The sequence below is a fragment of the Formosa sp. S-31 genome (assembly GCF_051172795.1).
Classification (GTDB): Bacteria; Bacteroidota; Bacteroidia; order Flavobacteriales; family Flavobacteriaceae; genus Formosa.
This window is the reverse complement of record NZ_JAENDK010000002.1, coordinates 29,883-48,893: the sequence shown is the minus strand read 5'-3', so window position 1 is coordinate 48,893 and position 19,011 is coordinate 29,883. Positions and strand designations below refer to the sequence as shown.

Genomic DNA, 19,011 nt, shown 5'->3' with positions numbered 1-19,011 from the left:
GCTAGTCTTTTAAATTACATGGAACATAAGCTGCTTCACTTAAACCGTACAGCCCAGTTAAATATAACCCATAAAACATTTGAATGACAACAGCCGACCAGTTTTCCTGAAACACAGAACCTAAAATTAATACACACATTAAAAGTACGCCAACACTAGCAGTCTGTCTGACCTTAAATCCTGAAAGTAATAAAACTCCAAGCACAAGCTCCATAATCGGCAGAATCAGTGCAAAAACATAGACTACAATTCCCGGCAATATAGTAGCTTCGAAAGCGGCCTCCATTCCGGCGGCAAACTGAAATAATTTAGGCAAACGAATCAGTCCGTGGCCTAAAAAACTAATAGCCAGCGGTAAACGTACCAGTACAGCTGTATGCATCAAAGGATTCTTCATTACAATTTTTAATCAAAGTTCGGCAATACTAACGGTAAGCTTTTTGTAAAAACTAATGAAAATATTGTAATTTTAAACTATGGAGCGTTATAAACAATTCAATAGCCTTGTAGTCGCCGACCTGGAAACCGACATCTGGAATCATCCCTTACACAATCACAATCATTTTGAGATTATTTACATCATGAAAGGTTCCGGAGTTCATCAGTTAAACGGCTTAAGTATGCCTTATAAAAAAGGTCATCTGTATGTTTTAGGTCCGGAAGACGAGCATGAATTTCAAATTGAAAAACGCACCCGTTTTATTTATGTCAAGTTTACCAACTTCTATTTAGACACTAAGGATGTTGATAATCCCGGGGAATGGAATCGTACCATAGATGCTATTTTAAAATCCCGAAATTGTAAAAACGGCAATATATTAAAACTCAATAACGATATTAAGCACGTAAACCTCCTCATGACTTTAATTGCTGATGAATATGAGAAAACCGACCTCTTGGGAAGAAGAATCATTTTTCAGCATTTCAAAGCTTTGGTTTTAATCATTAAACGGAATCTGGACTGTGACGGAAACATAAGTGAAAGAAAACCACAGGCAAACAGCACTGAAGCCCTTTTGGAGTATATTGCGTTACATATCTATCAGCCAAAATTTCTTACTAAGCAACGTATTGCAGAGGCCTTCCACCTGTCCCCTAATTACATTGGTATTTACTTTAAAGACAAGGTTGGGACCTCCTTAAAAGAATACATACAGGAATACCGCTTTAGCCTGTTGGAACAACGTTTAAAAAACGGACAACGCAGTTCGAAACAACTGGTACTTGATTTTGGTTTTACAGACGAAAGCCACCTGCATAAGTTTGTTAAACGACAGTCGGGAAAATCTTTAATGGAATTAAAAGCTGAATTAGACTAAATATGCTGTACTAACGTCCTAAGCTTCATTTTATTCATAACACATAAATTACCATTACATTCATTACCTTTTTTAAGTAACTTAGTAACAATCACATCATTCTAAAATTCTGAATATAACAACATTGTTACATCGAATTAAACAGCAACTAATCAGAGAACATAAAATAAAAAAATATCTACTCTATGCCGCAGGAGAAATTATACTGGTAGTAATAGGTATTTTAATTGCCTTAAAAATAAACAATATGAATCTGGGAGCCCAAAACAGAACTCTGGCCTACCAGAACTTAGCTGAAATAAAAGCAGATTTACAATTAAATGCTATTCAAATTGAAGATTACATACTGTTTCTTGAAGACCGCTGTAACCGAAAACGCATATTACTCAAACATCAGACTTACGACACTTTTAACTTAGATTCTCTGGTAAGTCTGGTACAGCCCTTGTACGATATGGTAGAAATAAATGCGAGAGCCTACAACAAAGCTATAAATGATAACATTCCGAATCTGGAAGCACATGCAAATGTATACAACGACATTAGCACCTATTACACGACAGTAAAGAACAAGTTTGATACTTACCTGAATTTTGAACGCGATCTTACTATTAAAGAGGCCGAATACTGGTATTACAATCCTGATGTCGAACTCATGTATCTTCATGAAGATTTTCCATTTATAAATTCTGAACAGGAACAGAAATCATATTTAATTAATCAGATTTCCACAGTAAGCGGCAACAACAGACTCCGTGCAAATTTGTACCGGAAACACCATACACTAAAAGCCATAAAAGTGATACAAACAAAAACCAGAACCCTTATTGAAGCAATCGATAAAACCCTTAAAACCGATTAAACCAACCTGTCAAACAGCTTAAAAACAACCTATTAACATATTAAATTTAAAGTCAAAATAAAACACTTTAATACATTGATTACAAAATACTTAAATCAAAAAAGAACAAGCACTAATTACCCCTATAAACAATCTCTATTACAGTAAAAATTTAAGGACTAACCTTAGGCTTCATTTTATTCCTATTCTACATCCGTTTTCTAAAAAACTGACTGTATTTTTAAAGTCCAACTGGTTAAACAGCCCGGTTTACCGATATTACTGACTGGAGTCTGATACTACTAGGAGACGCCCTGAAATTAAATGATATTCGTATTACAGGTGTTCTGGAAAAACGAAATAAATCCTGGGCCATTGTACAAATTCATGCTTCAGTACCTCGGGAATAATGTTCAAAACAAAGCTTTGAAATATAATTTGATTTGTTTTCCAAAAAATCATCATTCTGAATAAATTTTAGCTGAGGAAGTTTACTAAACTGCAACTAATAATTCGTTTGATTAATTGTTATTATCTTTAATCCGCTTGGCTCCGGTCAAGCGGATTTTTTGTGCTTCTAACATAAAGATTATCTATACAAACTATAAATCCTCCCTATTACTAATCCTCTATACTTTCTGTTAAAACCTTAGAAAACCAATAAAAAACCACCTCAAAATCAGCATTAAACGGCTCAGATTTTGATAACTCACATATTTTAGTATTATGTAGGTATATTTAATTTTAACTTAAAAAAATAATAATGAAATTATTAGTAATTGGAGCGGGAAATATGGGACTTACCTATGCCGAAGCCATGTCCAAATCAAAACTTCTTAAAAAGAGAAATATCATGATTCTGGACAACTCGGATGAGAAAATAGAAAGTCTTAATAAAGTCTCTCATTTCGACGTCTTCAAAGATCCTAAAGACTGTGTACCACAGGCCGATTTAATTTTTATAGCCGTTAAGCCTTATCATGCAGACGATCTATTCGAAAAAATGGCACCTTTAGTAACCAAAGGACAAATTGTAATCTCCTTAATGGCAGGAGTAACCATTAAACACATTCACAAAGCTTTAGACCTGGCAAAAGTGGTGAGAGCCATGCCTAATTTACCAGCTAAAGTTGGTAAAGGCTTAACCTCGTATACAGCCTCTGATGCGGTATCAAGAATTGAATTGTTAACTATTGAAAACCTTTTAAATACGACAGGTAAATCTATTCTGGTTAGCAACGAAAACTTTATTGATGCCTCTACAGGAATCTCTGGTAGTGGTCCGGCATATGTATTTTACTTTATGCAAAGTATGATGGAAGCCGCACTCCAAATGGGCTTCTCTAAAAACGATTCTAAAGTATTAGTCAGTCAAACCTTTACTGGCGCTGTCGATTTATTCAACCAAAGCGATTTATCTCCTACTAGCTGGATGGAACGTGTTGCCTCAAAAGGTGGAACCACAAGAGCTGCATTAGACAGTATGGATGACAATAATGTTAACGAGCTTATAAAAGAAGCGGCCTTTGCTGCATTTAACAGAGCTGTAGAACTTGGTGCCGATGACAAATAATAAAAAATACAAGCAAAAGATTGTCATTAAGGTTGGAACTAACGTAATGACAAATAAAGACAATAGAATCGTACGTCCGGTTTTAGACCGCTTGGTTAAGCAAATTGCCGAACTATACGAGCGCGACATTATAACGGTGTTAGTCTCTTCAGGATCTGTTATAGCCGGAATGGAAGTCTTAGGGCATTCAGAAATCGAAGATCAGGCATCCAGACGGCAGGTATATTCTGCCATCGGACAGCCGCGTATGATGCGCTTATACTATAATATTTTTCATGATTACGGGATGAAATGTGCCCAGGTCTTACCTACTAAAAACGATTTTGATCCGGGAGAACACCGAAGAAATATGAAAAATTGTTATATGAATTTATTAGCTGAGGGTGTAATCCCTATCGCTAATGAAGATGATACAGTATCGCTTTCACACGCCATGTTTTCCGATAACGATGAGCTGGCCAGTTTAATTGCTGAGCTTATCGATGCTGATAAACTGATTATTCTAACTGATATAGACGGTTTATTTGACGGACATCCGGAAGCAGACGATTCTTCTCTTGTTGAAGAGGTAGGTATCGATGAAAATGTGAATCATTTTATAAGCGACAGTAATAAAGGCGAAGCTGAAGGTAGAGGCGGCATGTTATCTAAACTTAATTATGCCAAGAAAACAGCTGCAAAAAATATCCCTACCATAATTGCCAACGGTAAAAACGAAAATACCATAATAGATATTATAGAAGGTAAAGCCGTAGGAACCAAAGTAGAAATTTAAAAAACACTCATGAAATTATTAAAAACCGACTTAAAAAATAATGTGCTTCAAACCATGATCCAGTTACTGGACACAAACAGAGCACAACTTTTAAGCGCGAACAAGAAAGATTTAGAAGCATTTAATAAAGACGACCAGGCCATGTACGATCGGTTAATCGTAGATGACAAAAAGATAGATGGCATGATAACCGCAGTTAAAGAAGTCATGCTACAAGACGATCCTATTGGACAAACCATCTCGCATAAATTATTAGAAGACGGCTTGGAAATAACCAATAAAACAGCGCCTTTTGGTACCATTATGATTATTTACGAATCACGTCCAGATGTTACCATAGAAGCTGCTGTACTGGCCTTTAAAGCCAACAACAAAATTTTATTAAAAGGCGGAAAAGAAGCCATAAACAGTAATAAAGTTTTAGTTGAATTCTGGCATCAGGCATTACAAACGCATGGTTTAGACACCAGTTATATTCAGCTATTAACATTAAACCGCGAAGAGACACAGGAATTCTTAAAAAACCCGTCTGAGAAATTAGATTTAATTGTACCGCGTGGCGGAGAACGCTTAATTCAGTTTGTAAAAGAACATGCACGCTGTGCTGTGCTGGTAAGCGGACGCGGAAATAACTTCCTGTTTATCGATAAAACCGCCGACTGGGAGAAAACCCTTAAGGTGATTTTAAATGCTAAAACCGATAAAATTTCGGCCTGTAATGCTTTAGACAAAATACTTATCCATAAAGACATTCCAGACTACGAGAAAAAAATAAAAGATTTAGAATTTACATTAATAGCAAAAGACGTATCCATCTTAGTAGATTCTGAAACTCAAAATATTCTTAAAGACCAAGCTTTAGTGCCGAGCGAAGCTGTATGGCACGAAGAGTTTCTGGCTTTAAAATGTTGTATCGGAACGGTTAATTCCTTGGAAGAAGCTGTTTCTAAAATAAACACCTATTCCGGAGGACACTCTGCTACCATAATGACAAACAGTAAAGAAAAAGCTATTCATTTTATGGAAAATGTAGACTGTGCGGCAGTATACCAGAATGCCTCTACCCGCTTTACCGATGGCGGTAAAATGGGAGTTGGTGCCGAATTGGCTATCAGTACCGATAAATTACACCACAGAGGTCCGTTGGGCCTTAAAGAACTGGTTACGAATAAATACTACGTTTTTGGAGATGGACACGTTCGCGTGTAACACCCTCTGAAAATTTCATATAAATACAAAAGGCTACCCATAGGGTAGCCTTTGTTGTTTGAAATCATCTTATCTTTTCTCTTAAAACATTTTAGACAGCCCTTCCCATTTTACCGTCCAAGTGCCATCTTTAGGAAAACCAGGGTTGTGCTCTTCCAAGCCGTCCCAACCTGCACACATCATGGCTACGGCTGTTAGTAAACCGCCATTTCCTGGTAAGTATACGGGTAATCTCCCTTCCTGATAATTGTGTCCGCTTTTAAGATAGGTATTGGTTTTAATATCCATAAACAAGGCATCAACTGCTTTTTCCGGTTGCCCAAGACGCGCTGCTGTCATTGCAGTCATAGGAAAATCCCATCCCCAGGTCTCTTCCCAGGCCCAGTTATTCCAGATCCAGTCAAAAGTATTTTTCATAATGGTTTTATCCAGTAATTCCGATTCCGGTAACATACCATAGGTTCCAAAAACTGACGGATGATCGGTTCTGTATTCCATATTAGTATAAGAATCAGGCGCACTTTCGGCTGCTAAATATTTATCGTCCTGAATTGGTAATGGAGACAGGCCATCTAACACGGTTTGCCAGTCAGGATTCGGTGTTTCATCTAATCGTGTTTTCCAGGCAATAGCTGTTTTTAGCGCCCAGTGCCAATACGCCAGTTCGTAAGTTGGATTATAAGTTTCTACAGCTTTAAAACGTTCCTGGGCTGCAATTACCGGTGGCCCCAATTCATACCTGTTCTTTTCTGTATTAAAGTTAGGGTAACTAGCCATAAAATCGGCTGTAGCGAATACCCGTTCTTTATACAGCTCCAGTGTTTCAGGCGTTGGATTAGTACGGTACATTAATTCGGCATAGGTTATAAAATGTGGTTGTTGCCAGATTAAGAATGCTCCCACAGACGATGGTCCTTCATCTCCATAAGGATCTGTCATTTTTTGCCACCTAGCGCCAGCAAACCCCTGCCGTTCTGCTAATTGCTTTGCTTTTTTAAACACCCGATTATACCAGGGTAAAGTACGTTCCAGATATCCCGGTCTGTTCCATAAGGCAAAATGAACGCCATGCCACCAATGCATTTCCAAATGAGGTTTTCCGTACCAGCTATTATAGGTTAGTCCGGTTTCCTGTGGTGGTAAAGTTCCTGTGCATTGTAGTTTTGTAAGATATTGAGACAAAATTATACGGCGTTCCAGCTCATCGGCTCTGGGGTCTGTACTGCCTTGAAAATCTATAGCTCCTCCACTTTTCCAAAAACGGTCCCATTCGGTTTTACTACTGATTTGTACCGCATCGAAGCTAATCAATTTATTTATTACTGACTCGGAAAACTGACACGTAAATTCGAATGTGTCGTTGTCTTCAGGATGTAACAAAAAATAATGGTCTTTTTGTTTTGTAAGTTTTGCTTTTCCTTTCCATTGCAAGCCCACCTGATATTGTAACGAATCCAGAGCACGAGATATAATCGCTTGCTGTTCGGACACTTTTGCTATTTCACTTTTATAGGGTCTTACACCCTCCCACTGTGCTGCCAAATCGGTCCATGCTCCTGTGGGATATGGAAAACGTACACGAACTCGCAATTGCTTTTTCTGAATTAATTCCGATTGAATTTTAATCCCAATAACATCTTGCTCCTGATGACAATTGGTCCAGACAACCACAGGTACGTTCTCAACTGTAAATTCACTTTTAATCTCCCCCGTCCAAAGATTTAGATTCTGATTAATGTTTTTAATATCTGAAGGCTCAACTTTCTCGCCATTGGATTTAAATAATTCCAACCCCAGATTTCCTAGTTGAAGGCGATGCGGATTCGACCTAAAGAATTCTGTTGCGGCTTTGGTGCGTTCCGAAATTTTATTCTGAATAGCATAAGACACAGATCTGCCATTCTGTTTATAATCTACTAAAGTTTCTTCAAATTTGTAATTCTCGGTATTAGGGTGACTGTCCCATCCCCACTCCGATTGTGTTCCTAAGGGCATACCATCTTTATAATATTCAGGAAAAGTCTGCATCCCCGTAACATCAACTGTATAAGCGAAAGTCCCATTACCAACCGACAAAGAAGCTAAAGTATCTAATGTTTTAATGTTTACATTATGACGAGACACCAATGCTTTTCTATCTATTTTTTCAGGCTGCAATTCAGACTGCTCTTCAACTTTGTCTTTACAGGACCATAAGTTTGGCATGATAATACATAGCACAAAAAGCGCATATAATTTTCTCATAGTATTAAAGGTTAGTTTGTTTTGTAGTTCATAAATTAATTCCGAATTAAAGTAACCCCCATAAGGCCAATTACCACATCATTTGCCAGAGTTTTTACTTCCAGGTGCTTTAAAATTTTGGTTTCATCTAAAGGCAAATCTAAAAGCGTGGCTGCTCCTCCGTCTACACCAAAATCTGAAAATCCTTTTATAGGTTTAAAATCTTTAAAATTATCTATAAATTCACCTGATTTTAAATATAACCTTGGTGGTTTTACAGCTCCCGTGGTAAACGCAAAACCATCTGTATAATAGTTTTGTTCTATAGGCCACCAGTTTTCTGGATTTTTAAGTTCCAAAGTTTCCGAAGTGTCATCGGTGTATACAACATTAACCACACCGTTAGTCATTCTGGTTTGCATAGGGTTTGTGGTTCCTGCCATTAGAAAATAGGCATGCGATGCATTACCACTTAGCGGAATTTTAATCGATTCAGGATAATTATCCCACATCGAAGTGAAAGCAATATTATTGCTCTGTCCAGCCAGCAAGTTAAATGGTATGTCCTGTAAAGATTTTATGGTACCTAAAGCTGCTTTTGTCCTTAATCCCGTATCATCTATTACAGGTTGAATATAAGGATAACACCAATTGCCAATCCCTTGTGTTGGTAATTGTAGCGTTGGTGATGTAGGTCGCGGACTTAAGTACTGTTGCTGAAAAACATCCGTGACTTTGGCATTAAAGTAAGTCTGGATATCTAAAACATCCTGAGATTCCTGAGGCCTTAACTTTAAATTCCAGTTTTGAAATGTTAATTTAAAACTATCATCCTCAGTAAGCACTTCAACCTGATTAGTTCCTGGTACACAATTTGCTTGTGGCATTTTGAGATACATATTAGTATTAGATACTGAAACCTTGAACTCCATAGTATTGCCATTTAGTTTTACAGCCTTAACTCTCGACATTTCATCTTTCTTTATTAAGAGATCAAAACTTTCTTTTTTTTCATCTATCTGCACAATTTCATATTTAGATTTAATTCGAATATTCATCGGCTGCCACCATTGCATTTCATCCTGCTGTAATTGCACAAACATTGTTTTATCTCCACCAAGCTTATTCACTTCCCCTTTTAATTCCTCTGCATTAAAATCCATATGTTTTAATACCCGCTGCGGATCATGTACATCTATTATCCTGGCCTTCGACATATTGAAAACAAATGGGCTTTCCGGAAACACCGTTATACTATCAGTAATTTTTTCAAGAGGCATTCCTGCCCAAACTATTTTTATATCATAATAAGAATGATACGGATGTTCCAGAATGATTTTAGGATGTCCAATGGCTGTTGTATCTACCTTCCAACTTAGAGGTTTATCGTTTACTGTGATGCTTTTAATAGAAGTTGCCTCGGCTTTTATTATAAGTTTTAAATTGAATTTAGTATCAAATTTTGGTTTAAATTGAAAAGCCGTAACATCTCCCGATTTTGAATATTTATACTCCATATCAGGGATATCTAACTCTGCGAAATCCCAATCGTCCGGAAAACCAGGAATAATTGTTAATGCCTTTTCTGTAGCATCAGGTCGGACACCAAATAAACCTTCTACCAGAGACCGTGCAGCCATGCCTATAGGATCGGCAAAATCACGATATAATTCGCCCCGAATAGCATCGTAAAAAGATAACTGCTGAAATCCGCCTGGTGATGCCCCGTAATACATACTTTCAATAAGCGCATTTCTCCATATCTGAAAGCCCTTTTCAGGTTTTCCACCTTGCCAGTAACCTAAAGCACCATGTAAATTTTCGGCCAGAGCCACATTATTTACACTCCAGGTATACGGATGCCAGTTTGTAGTAGATAATAAAAACATGTTTTTATGTTCCGGCTGATCAGTAACAACAGGAATATGCGGAATCTCCCGATCTACATAATCCAGCATTTGATAAGCCTGAAATGCATCAGCCAAATCTTCATCCAGTGTGTGATACACGGTCCAAAGTCCCGGATAATCATGTAGCAATCTGTTTCCCAATGCATCTTTATATTCTGCAAACACACCTTTATCTGACACCCATAGTTGCTCCTGCACTGATTTTTTTATAAGCTTAGCCTCTTTAATATAAGGCGCGGGATTCTCTCCTATAATTTCAGCAATCTTAGCTGCTATTTTATTAGCACTATAGTTATAAGCCGAAGCATAAGTTACACCTCCTCCACTATATTGCAGCGCATCACTGGCCCAGATACAGGCATAGGCATCATACAAACCATCTCCGTCCACATCAAAATTTCGTTTTTCCCATTCCAGATGGCGTTTTACTACCGGCCATAACTCCTTAATAAATTGCTGATCTCCGGTCCACAGGTAATGACGTAGCAACTGATTAATAAACACCGAATTCATATCATAATGATGCGCTATGGTATTATTCTCCGGTCGTCGACTTATATATCCCTTACTAAACATAGCAGTCCCCAGAACTTCTTTCTGACGTGCAAAATTCCGTGAGCTATCTAAAACTACCGGCCCCGTTTCTGGTTGCAGCACCTGTGATTTACCATAGCTTATGAAATGACTTTCGGCACGATCTTTCCATCCCAAGGGATCGGCAACATAAGCCCCGCGCCAGGCATTAAGATGCATACGCCAGGCTACGGCACCGTGTAAATAGGCCGGATCTTCGTAAATAGCATCGGCAGCAACAGCCAGAGCACCGCCAAGTGCATTGATGTAAGGATCCGGAGTTTTAAGCTTCACTCGAGATCGTAAAACTTTCATTTTTTCCACCCCCTTTTCAAAATCCAACTTAAGAACATCCTGTCCCTGATCTAGAACGGCTCCATTATTCTGAAACGACCAGTATAAACTGGTTTCCAATTTTAAGGCTGATTTCCCTGAAATTACTGGTAAGGTATCGGCTTTTGAAGCAAACAAATCTGAAGGTGACTCCTGATGTTCGGCACTCGTCATTTTTACTTCAGATGGCGGAAAACAACCAACAATATGCCGGTTATTACCTGTTTTCGCTTTATTGTTTTCCGAGCCAAAATCTAGTTTAAAACTACTGTCCCGTACAGTATAACTATTATTTATACAATAATCAGACTGTAGATAAAATACCGATTCGGGATCTGCACCTATATCTCCATCCCGATGAAATTTTTTACCACTCGCACCACCAAAAGCCCAGTACAAGTCGATGTTTTCCGGAATATTTTTAGTCGTCAGTTTCGCCAGAAAACCTTCGCGATCCGCATAGGCCACAACCTGAACCGTAATAAAACCTTCCTTAAGCAGGGCGTCTCTGATCTCGTACACCATGGTTCCCGGAAGATATCGTGTACTAATACTGTCTGCGGCTGTTATCCATTTACTTTTATCACCTCGAGCAAAACCCAATTTAAAATTGCCGCCCATACCAGGCAAATACATAGCAAATTCTGGCAAATCGCCTGTCTCCAGACGAAAACCTGTATTTGTACCATAAATAGCCCTGTTAAACTTTCTTGTTCCCTTAACCAACACAAAACTATCTCCGTCCGGTTTATAATGCAAAGACCGTATAGTATCGTGCCAGACTCCCGGATGATTTTGTGCGCTAAGCTGACAACAACTGAAAATCCAGAAAATAAACAGGGATTTAAATACAATATTTCTAAACATAACTAATACGTGTAATTTTCATTTGTAAACAGAACCTCTGAAACATTACTACAGCTAACTTTTGAGCTATCCTTAGTTTTTAAAACCACATTAGTTAAGTGCCAGTTTTTACTATAATTAATTGTTCCTGCTGTTTCTGCTTCAATAGACACGTTATTCAGACTTATGTTTTCAATTATAGATTGGGCCATACCATTTACATTTACAGCTGTTTTAGCCCCTTTTATGTTTATATTCTTAAGTGTTATATTTTTAAATTCTGGAATCCCTTTAGTTTCCGGATTTACTGTCTGAAGCATCTTTTTCCAGTGTTCAGGTATCGTCTCAGCATCATAACTCTCTGGTAATTTAGAATAACTGTATGTAGGATTCCAGTTCATAGATACCTTTATAAAAGTACCGACGCTATCCATTTTAATATTTTCCAGATAGACATCTTCAACGGTTCCTCCACGTGTCATGGCCGACTTAATATTCAATCCATTCTTTGTCCCAAAACCTTTTATATTCGATACGTACACATGACGAATGCTTCCGGAAGTTTCACTGCCTATAGTAAATAAGCCTGCTCCCTGTCTTGCTATACAATCTTTAATCACCACATATTCGGTAGGTCGGTTAACCCGTAAACCATCCCAATCGCGCCCCGCTTTTAAACAAAAATTATCGTCGTTACAATCAATATCACAATTCTTAACTAGTATCCATTTAGATGAATCTATATCTATGCCATCGGTACTAGGCCCGTGTCCTCCAATATTATTTTTAATTGTAAGCCCATCTACAGTAATATATTCTGAGTACAGAATCTGAACAGTCCAAAACCCTGCTTTTTGAAGTTGCAAATCTTTAAGTACAACATTTTTAGCATCAGATATTAAAATGGTGCGCGGACGTCTGGCATCGTAATCCACAATCCACCTAAGTCCTTTAGGTTCGTAAACGTCCTTTCTAAGTTTCCAGTAATAATCCCAAAACACCTTACCCTGGCCATCGATAATCCCTTCACCTTCAATAATTACATTATTCTGGTTTCTAACATTGATAAGTGCTGCAGGCCATTTCATTTCTACACCTGCAACCCGAGTATCTATAATCTTATAATCATTTATATCTTCACTCCCCAAAAGCGTAACTCCTTTATCCACTCGAAACCGTATATTCTCCTTAATAAATAAAGAACCGGACAAATACAATCCTGATTTAAAAACAATGGTGCCTCCTCCATTTTTATAACAAGCATCAATGGCCTTCTGAATGGCTTCAGTATTTAAAGTTTGTCCATCGTTCACAGCTCCAAAATCGTTAACATAAAATAGAGAATCTTGTATAACAGGAACTTCTGCCCCGACTTGTTCCACCCATCCAGGCTTAGAATCCTTAGTTTCAGACTGTTTATTAGAAGTGCTACAGGATAGACAGCAGAATACAAATACTAACAACAATAATTTCACTTTCAATGCTAAATAGTTTAAAATTTGATACCAATTTCCTTAAAATACTTACTATTTGCATCCTGTACCTACATGCTTCATTCATTTTAAATAAGCTTCCTTAACTATACACCTAAATCAAACTTTTTTCAAATTTCATAATAGTACAGGATAGTTCTCTGTTAATTTGATAATATTTTAGTAAAACAGATGCTAACTATAACTCCTGTTAATTTAAACAGGCAACCATAATTTATGAAACTAATTAAAATTACGCTTTTCCACTTATTGTGTTCCGTTTCCGTATTCTCCCAATCGCATACAAAAACCTTTAATTTTGGTACTGAAACATCAGGAAAATCAGGTACTTCAATAACAAAACCTATAGCATACACTGACGAATTAGGTTATGGTTTCGATTTTAATACGGCACAGTATGCCACATTAAATGAGCAGAGTTTAACAAGTAACAAAGGCATATATTTTTCGGTAAAACTACCCGAAGGCAATTACAAAATAGATCTCGTTTTGGGCGCTAATGAAGCCTCAACAACTACAGTTAAAGCCGAATCCAGAAGACTTATGCTAAATGAGGTCACTCTGAAAAAACATCAAACTGCGAACAAAAGCTTTGTAGTTAATGTGCGCACCCCTAAAATAAATTCTCATTCAGTCATTACTGTCAAAGACAGAGAAAAAGACGATTTAAACTGGGACGACAGATTAACTCTTGAATTTCTGGGCCAACCAGCTGTAAAAAGTATTACAATTACTCCGGTAAGCTCAGTAACTACAGTATTTCTTGCAGGAGATTCTACCGTTACAGACCAGGACATAGAACCCTGGGCTTCGTGGGGACAATTTATAACAGCATATTTTAACAACAGTGTTTCCATTGCCAATTTTGCAAACTCAGGAGAATCTTTACAATCGTTTAAATCCAGAAAACGATTTGAAAAAATACTGTCTATTATCCAGCCTGGAGATTACCTTTTAATTGAATTTGGACATAATGACGAAAAAATAAAAGGTGAAGGTAACGGCGCATGGGGCCTTTACACTAACTTATTAAAAGAGTTTATTACCGAATGCAGAGCAAAAAAAGCAATTCCTGTCTTATTAACCCCTACACAACGCCGCGCATTTGAAACAAATGGTACTTTAAAACCTACCCATGGCGATTTCCCTAATGCCATGAGACAAGTCGCAAAGGACCTCGATGTACCATTAATTGATTTAACCAAAATGACCACAGTGCTTTATGAAAGCTGGGGAGATGAAATATCTCGTAAGGCCTTTGTTCAATATCCGGCAAATACGTTTCCAGGACAAACAAAAGCATTAGAAGACAATACGCATTTTAATAGTTTTGGTGCTAACGAAATTGCAAAATGTGTAGTTAAAGGCATTCAGGATTTAAAGCTACCACTTAAAGATGCCCTACTACAACCTCTAAATTATAATCCAAGTCACCCTGATAATTATAAAAACTGGACCTTACCTTTAAGTTCTAGATTTGAAAACACAAAACCAGACGGCAATTAAAACTATTTACATGTCAAATTCAACAAGCAAACTTTTTATCCTGTTTCAAGCCTTTTTATTTACCCTGATTGGCCATGCACAAAAAACAGAAAAAATATACCTTTCCGGTAAAGACTTTAAAAACCCCGTGCAATGGGAATTTATGTGTAACAGTGGTAGAAACAGTAATACATGGACCACGATTGATGTGCCTTCCAACTGGGAATTACAAGGATTTGGAAACTACACTTACGGAAGATGGTATAAAGAGCTAAATGAAAAAGAACCCAGCAAAGAAGAAGGCTTTTACAAATACAAATTTAATATTCCTGCTCGATACAAAAATCAACATGTTACCATCGTTTTTGGTGGAGCCATGACCGATACAGAAGTTAAAATCAATGGAAAATCTGCCGGCCCCATTCATCAGGGCGGCTTTTATGAATTTAAATACGACATCTCGAAGCTACTTAATTATGGTTCAGAAAATATTTTAGAAGTTCATGTCTCCAAACACTCCGCTAACCCGACGGTAAACAATGCCGAAAGAAAGGCTGACTGGTGGTTATTCGGAGGTATTTACAGACCGGTATGGTTAGAAATTTCACCAGACTCTTACATAAAACATGTCGCGGTTGACGCCAAAATGGATGGTACTTTAACGGCTCAGCTCGAAGTAGTAAACGCCCCAAAAGGCAGTGTTATAGAAGCTACAATTAATCCTGTGGGAGCAAATAATACATTCAAAACTCTAAGTTTCCCTGTGAATCACAAGGAAAATTTTCAAATCATAAATACCAAATGGGACGCTGTTAAGCCTTGGAACCCTGAATCGCCTAATTTATATACCCTAAGTTTAACCCTGAAAAACAAGGGCTACATTTTACATACATCTAAAACCAGAATAGGCTTCCGCACTTTAGAGTTCCTAAAAAAAGATGGCATTTACGTTAATGGTAAAAAAATTATAATGAAAGGCATTAACCGACATACCATCTGGCCCGAATCGGGAAGGAGTACAGATAAAGACATAAGCGTACTGGATGTTAATTTAATTAAAGATATGAATATGAACGCTGTACGTTTTCACTACCCTCCAGACACTCATTTTCTGGAAGTTTGTGATTCACTGGGCCTATTTGTGCTTGACGAGCTAGCCGGCTGGCAAAACGGTTATGACACGCCTACCGGAACCAAATTAATACAAGAAACCGTAGAGCGCGATGTAAACCACCCTTCAGTGATTATCTGGGACCACGGTAATGAAGGCGGGTGGAATTACGAAATTGACGATGTTTTTCATCAGTTCGATTCCCAAAAACGCATTGTAATTCACCCATGGTCTGATTTTAACGGCTGGGACACACACCACTACCCGACTTACTTAACCGGAATGCACCGTTTTAATAACGGTGAAAATGTATTTTTCCCAACAGAATTCATGCACGGAACTTACGACAATGGTATTGGAGCTGGTCTGGAAGATTTCTGGACCCGCTACAAACAAAGCCCTTTATTTGCAGGCGGATTTATGTGGGCCATGCTGGACGAGGCTGTTTTACGTACCGACTGGACAGGAGAAGAAAAATATGATTCTAAAGGCAATTTGGCTGCTGATGGTGTTTTGGGACCTCATCGCGAAAAAGAAGGCAGTTTCTTTACTGTTAAAGAAGTCTGGTCGCCTATCCAGTTTGAACCCAAACAAATCACCTCAACATTCGATGGTAGTTTCCTGATTCGCAACGACTATATTTACACCAATTTAAACAGTTGTAAAATGGAATATCGTGTTGTACAGGCACACAAAAAAGCCCTATACAGCAAAGAAACCTCAACAATAATAGCTAAAAACCCAATTGTTATTAACGACATAAAACCAGGGGAAACACGAGCCATTTCCTTTGATTTACCTGCTAATTTTTTTGAAGGTGACTGGTTGGAAATTACTGCAACAGACCAACACGGCAGAACAATTTACACCTGGTCTTGGCCCATTCACCGAGCACCACATTACGCTGATAAATTTATAAACCAAGACAACAACAGCAACTCTGCTAAAATTAGTCAGAATGGAAAACAAATAACACTTTCAAGTGCAGCCTTAGCCCTGGTTTTGGACAGTAATACCGGAGAGATTGTTAGCATTAAAAACAAACAGGCTTCAATACCATTTAATAATGGTCCAAGACCTATAGGCATGAAAGCGGAAGTTGAAAGCACCAGTTTTAAATCCTATAAAGATTCTGTGGTTTGCAATGTAAAATACACTGGAGGTATAGACCACATAAACTGGACCATGTACAACGATGGCCGTTTAAAAATGCAAGCCATAATGCTTAAAAACGCAGGACAAAGTAGTGGATTTGACGGTGCATTTATTCAGGGAGAGATTAGCAAATTCGGACTAACATTCGACTTCCCGGAAGAGGGTGTACAATCTTTAAAATGGATTGGAAACGGACCTTATCGTGTGTGGAAAAACAGAATTAAAGGTACAACTATGGGCCTTTGGGAAAAAAAATATAATAAAACCATAACAGGAGAAAGTTTCGAAAATCTCGTATACCCGGAATTTAAAGGCTATCATGCCAATATGCTGGCCGCAAATTTAAGAACTGAACATGGCGACCTGAAATTCTTTAGTGCATCAGACAAACTGTTTTTGAGATTATTTACTCCGGATTTACCTAAAAAAGCGGTTTCAAAAGTATTTCCGCAACCCGAATTCCCGGAAGGAAATATCTCCTTTATGTTCGAAATTCCTGGAATGCGCGCTTTTAAGTCCTTGCAAGATCAGGGTCCGGAAAGTCAACCTACGAACATTAGAATAAAAAACGGAGACGAGGGTATTTCCATGTCACTGTGGTTTGATTTTAGAGCTAATACCAATTAATTAATATACATATATGAAAATTTTAAAACTTTTAGTCTTAACCTGTCTAAGCTTTACATTTATTAACTGTAATAACGAACAGCCCGCCGCTAAAAAAATTACAGTGTATACAGTTGGTGATTCCACTGTAAAAAATGGTCAGGGAAAAGGCGACGGTGGCCTATGGGGCTGGGGCGATTTTATTAATCAGTTTTTAGATACAACAAAAGTTACTGTTAAAAATCATGCTTTGGGGGGCACTAGTAGTCGTACCTATCAGAATTTAGGATTATGGGACAGTGTGCATAAAAAACTGAATAAAGGCGATTATGTTTTAATTCAGTTTGGTCATAACGATAATGGCCCTGTAAACGATACCATCAGAGCCCGTGGTACCATAAAGGGTATTGGAGACGAAACAGAAGAGATTGATAATCTAATCACTAAAGAACACGAAATTGTTCACAGTTACGGCTGGTATATCCGAAAAATAGTAACCGATGCTAAAGCACAAGGCGCCATTCCAATTATCATGTCTCCCATCCCGAGAAACAAATGGGAAAATGGGACTATACCTAGAAACAACCAATCCTACGGTTTATGGGCTAAACAAATTGCCGAGCAAGAAGGGATAACGTTTATAGACCTCAATAACTGCATGGCTTCAAAGCTGGAAACCTTTGGAGAAACAGGTGTAACGGGAACGTATTTTTATAAACGCGACCATACTCACACTGCAGCTAAAGGTGCCGTCTTGGCAGCATCATGTATTATTGAAGACCTAAAAACAACAGATAACAGCTTAAAAGAATATGTTGTTGATGCTCCAAAAATCATCTTACCAAAAAAATTCAATATGTTTTTAATAGGCGACTCCACGATGGCTAATAATGGCAACGATAAGGCTACTGGTTGGGGTGTACCTTTTCCGAAGTATGTAGACACCATGCGGGTGAATGTCATTAACAAAGCCCGTGGTGGACGCAGCACCCGAACCTTTACCAGAGAAGGCCTATGGGACGCCGCTAAAAACGAATTTAAACCAGGTGATGTCGTATTTTTACAATTTGGCCATAATGATGCCGGCAAGATCGATAAAGCAAAATATCGTGGTTCACTTCATGGAATCGGCGAGGATACTCAAGTGGTGGAACGTGATAGCCTAACGGAAACCGTACACAGTTTTGGCTGGTATTTAACTAAAATGATTGAAGATACCAAAGCAAAAGGCGCTAAACCAATTGTACTGAGTTTAACACCTAGAAATGAATGGCCAAAAGGCAAAGTGGAACGTCGTGCCGATAGTTATGTATTATGGTCTAAACAAGTTGCCGAAAAAGAAAATGTGCCCTTTATTGATTTGAATGACAGTATTGCTGTACAGTACGAACTTTTAGGCAAAGCAAAAGTGAAACCATTTTTCCCACAAGATCACACCCATACAGGTATTGAAGGCGCTGATTTTACTGCGAAAATCGTGGCTAAAATCCTAAAAAACTCGAAACCCATTGGCCTAAGAGATTATATATTCTTTTAGCACTCTTCTCTCTAAACATCTA

13 protein-coding genes are annotated in these 19,011 nt (G+C 38.0%); 9 read left to right on the top strand and 4 right to left on the bottom strand.

Annotated elements, in window-relative coordinates:
• Nucleotide 1: 1 nt before the first annotated feature.
• A complete protein-coding gene (locus I3217_RS00410) occupies nucleotides 2-397 on the bottom strand; it encodes a DoxX family membrane protein (protein WP_435047743.1) in 396 nt (131 codons plus the stop codon).
• Between the two features lie 79 nt (nucleotides 398-476).
• Here I3217_RS00410 and I3217_RS00405 point away from each other — a divergent pair, with 79 nt between their 5' ends.
• From I3217_RS00405 to I3217_RS00380, 6 genes are all read left to right on the top strand, one after another.
• Entirely contained in the window at nucleotides 477-1,319 is an 843-nt protein-coding gene (locus I3217_RS00405) for an AraC family transcriptional regulator (RefSeq protein WP_435047742.1), read from the top strand.
• Nucleotides 1,320-1,443: 124 nt separating this feature from the next.
• The gene (locus I3217_RS00400) at nucleotides 1,444-2,181 is read left to right on the top strand and encodes a DUF6090 family protein (protein WP_435047741.1); all 738 of its coding nucleotides are present in this window, start codon (nucleotides 1,444-1,446) and stop codon (nucleotides 2,179-2,181) included.
• A gap of 257 nt (nucleotides 2,182-2,438) precedes the next feature.
• A complete protein-coding gene (locus I3217_RS00395) occupies nucleotides 2,439-2,570 on the top strand; it encodes a nuclear transport factor 2 family protein (RefSeq protein WP_435048547.1) in 132 nt (43 codons plus the stop codon).
• Nucleotides 2,571-2,923: 353 nt separating this feature from the next.
• On the top strand, nucleotides 2,924-3,733 hold the full coding sequence (gene proC / locus I3217_RS00390) for a pyrroline-5-carboxylate reductase (protein WP_435047740.1): 810 nt from the start codon (nucleotides 2,924-2,926) through the stop codon (nucleotides 3,731-3,733).
• On the top strand, nucleotides 3,723-4,508 hold the full coding sequence (gene proB / locus I3217_RS00385) for a glutamate 5-kinase (RefSeq protein WP_435047739.1): 786 nt from the start codon (nucleotides 3,723-3,725) through the stop codon (nucleotides 4,506-4,508). The genes proC and proB overlap by 11 nt, the downstream gene beginning before the upstream one ends.
• Before the next feature lie 9 nt (nucleotides 4,509-4,517).
• On the top strand, nucleotides 4,518-5,717 hold the full coding sequence (locus I3217_RS00380; protein ID WP_435047738.1) for a glutamate-5-semialdehyde dehydrogenase: 1,200 nt from the start codon (nucleotides 4,518-4,520) through the stop codon (nucleotides 5,715-5,717).
• Nucleotides 5,718-5,798: 81 nt separating this feature from the next.
• Here I3217_RS00380 and I3217_RS00375 read toward each other — a convergent pair whose 3' ends face one another.
• Genes I3217_RS00375 through I3217_RS00365 form a run of 3 tightly spaced genes read right to left on the bottom strand, consistent with a single transcriptional unit; the run spans nucleotide 5,799 to nucleotide 13,077 of the window.
• Nucleotides 5,799-7,961 carry a hypothetical protein gene (locus I3217_RS00375; RefSeq protein ID WP_435047737.1) on the bottom strand — a complete coding sequence of 721 codons (2,163 nt, stop codon included), beginning with the start codon at nucleotides 7,959-7,961 and terminating at the stop codon, nucleotides 5,799-5,801.
• Nucleotides 7,962-7,996: 35 nt separating this feature from the next.
• Nucleotides 7,997-11,623 carry a DUF4450 domain-containing protein gene (locus I3217_RS00370; RefSeq protein ID WP_435047736.1) on the bottom strand — a complete coding sequence of 1,209 codons (3,627 nt, stop codon included), beginning with the start codon at nucleotides 11,621-11,623 and terminating at the stop codon, nucleotides 7,997-7,999.
• A gap of 2 nt (nucleotides 11,624-11,625) precedes the next feature.
• On the bottom strand, nucleotides 11,626-13,077 hold the full coding sequence (locus tag I3217_RS00365; protein ID WP_435048546.1) for a glycoside hydrolase family 28 protein: 1,452 nt from the start codon (nucleotides 13,075-13,077) through the stop codon (nucleotides 11,626-11,628).
• Nucleotides 13,078-13,311: 234 nt separating this feature from the next.
• On the opposite strand from I3217_RS00365, the gene I3217_RS00360 reads away from it, so the two are divergent.
• Genes I3217_RS00360 through I3217_RS00350 form a run of 3 tightly spaced genes read left to right on the top strand, consistent with a single transcriptional unit; the run spans nucleotide 13,312 to nucleotide 18,989 of the window.
• Nucleotides 13,312-14,601, top strand: a complete 1,290-nt coding sequence (locus I3217_RS00360; RefSeq protein WP_435047735.1) for a rhamnogalacturonan acetylesterase — start codon at nucleotides 13,312-13,314, stop codon at nucleotides 14,599-14,601.
• A 10-nt stretch (nucleotides 14,602-14,611) separates the two neighbouring features.
• Nucleotides 14,612-17,473: a glycoside hydrolase family 2 TIM barrel-domain containing protein gene (locus I3217_RS00355; RefSeq protein ID WP_435047734.1), complete on the top strand. Its 2,862-nt coding sequence runs from the start codon at nucleotides 14,612-14,614 to the stop codon at nucleotides 17,471-17,473.
• A 13-nt stretch (nucleotides 17,474-17,486) separates the two neighbouring features.
• Nucleotides 17,487-18,989 carry a rhamnogalacturonan acetylesterase gene (locus I3217_RS00350; protein ID WP_435047733.1) on the top strand — a complete coding sequence of 501 codons (1,503 nt, stop codon included), beginning with the start codon at nucleotides 17,487-17,489 and terminating at the stop codon, nucleotides 18,987-18,989.
• Nucleotides 18,990-19,011 lie beyond the last annotated feature (22 nt).

Coding starts and splice junctions, on each gene's coding strand:
- I3217_RS00410 (WP_435047743.1), bottom strand. CDS start 397: ATGAAGAATCCTTTGATGCATACAGCTGTACTGGTACGTTTACCGCTG.
- I3217_RS00405 (WP_435047742.1), top strand. CDS start 477: ATGGAGCGTTATAAACAATTCAATAGCCTTGTAGTCGCCGACCTGGAA.
- proC (WP_435047740.1), top strand. CDS start 2,924: ATGAAATTATTAGTAATTGGAGCGGGAAATATGGGACTTACCTATGCC.
- proB (WP_435047739.1), top strand. CDS start 3,723: ATGACAAATAATAAAAAATACAAGCAAAAGATTGTCATTAAGGTTGGA.
- I3217_RS00380 (WP_435047738.1), top strand. CDS start 4,518: ATGAAATTATTAAAAACCGACTTAAAAAATAATGTGCTTCAAACCATG.
- I3217_RS00375 (WP_435047737.1), bottom strand. CDS start 7,961: ATGAGAAAATTATATGCGCTTTTTGTGCTATGTATTATCATGCCAAAC.
- I3217_RS00370 (WP_435047736.1), bottom strand. CDS start 11,623: ATGTTTAGAAATATTGTATTTAAATCCCTGTTTATTTTCTGGATTTTC.
- I3217_RS00360 (WP_435047735.1), top strand. CDS start 13,312: ATGAAACTAATTAAAATTACGCTTTTCCACTTATTGTGTTCCGTTTCC.
- I3217_RS00355 (WP_435047734.1), top strand. CDS start 14,612: ATGTCAAATTCAACAAGCAAACTTTTTATCCTGTTTCAAGCCTTTTTA.
- I3217_RS00350 (WP_435047733.1), top strand. CDS start 17,487: ATGAAAATTTTAAAACTTTTAGTCTTAACCTGTCTAAGCTTTACATTT.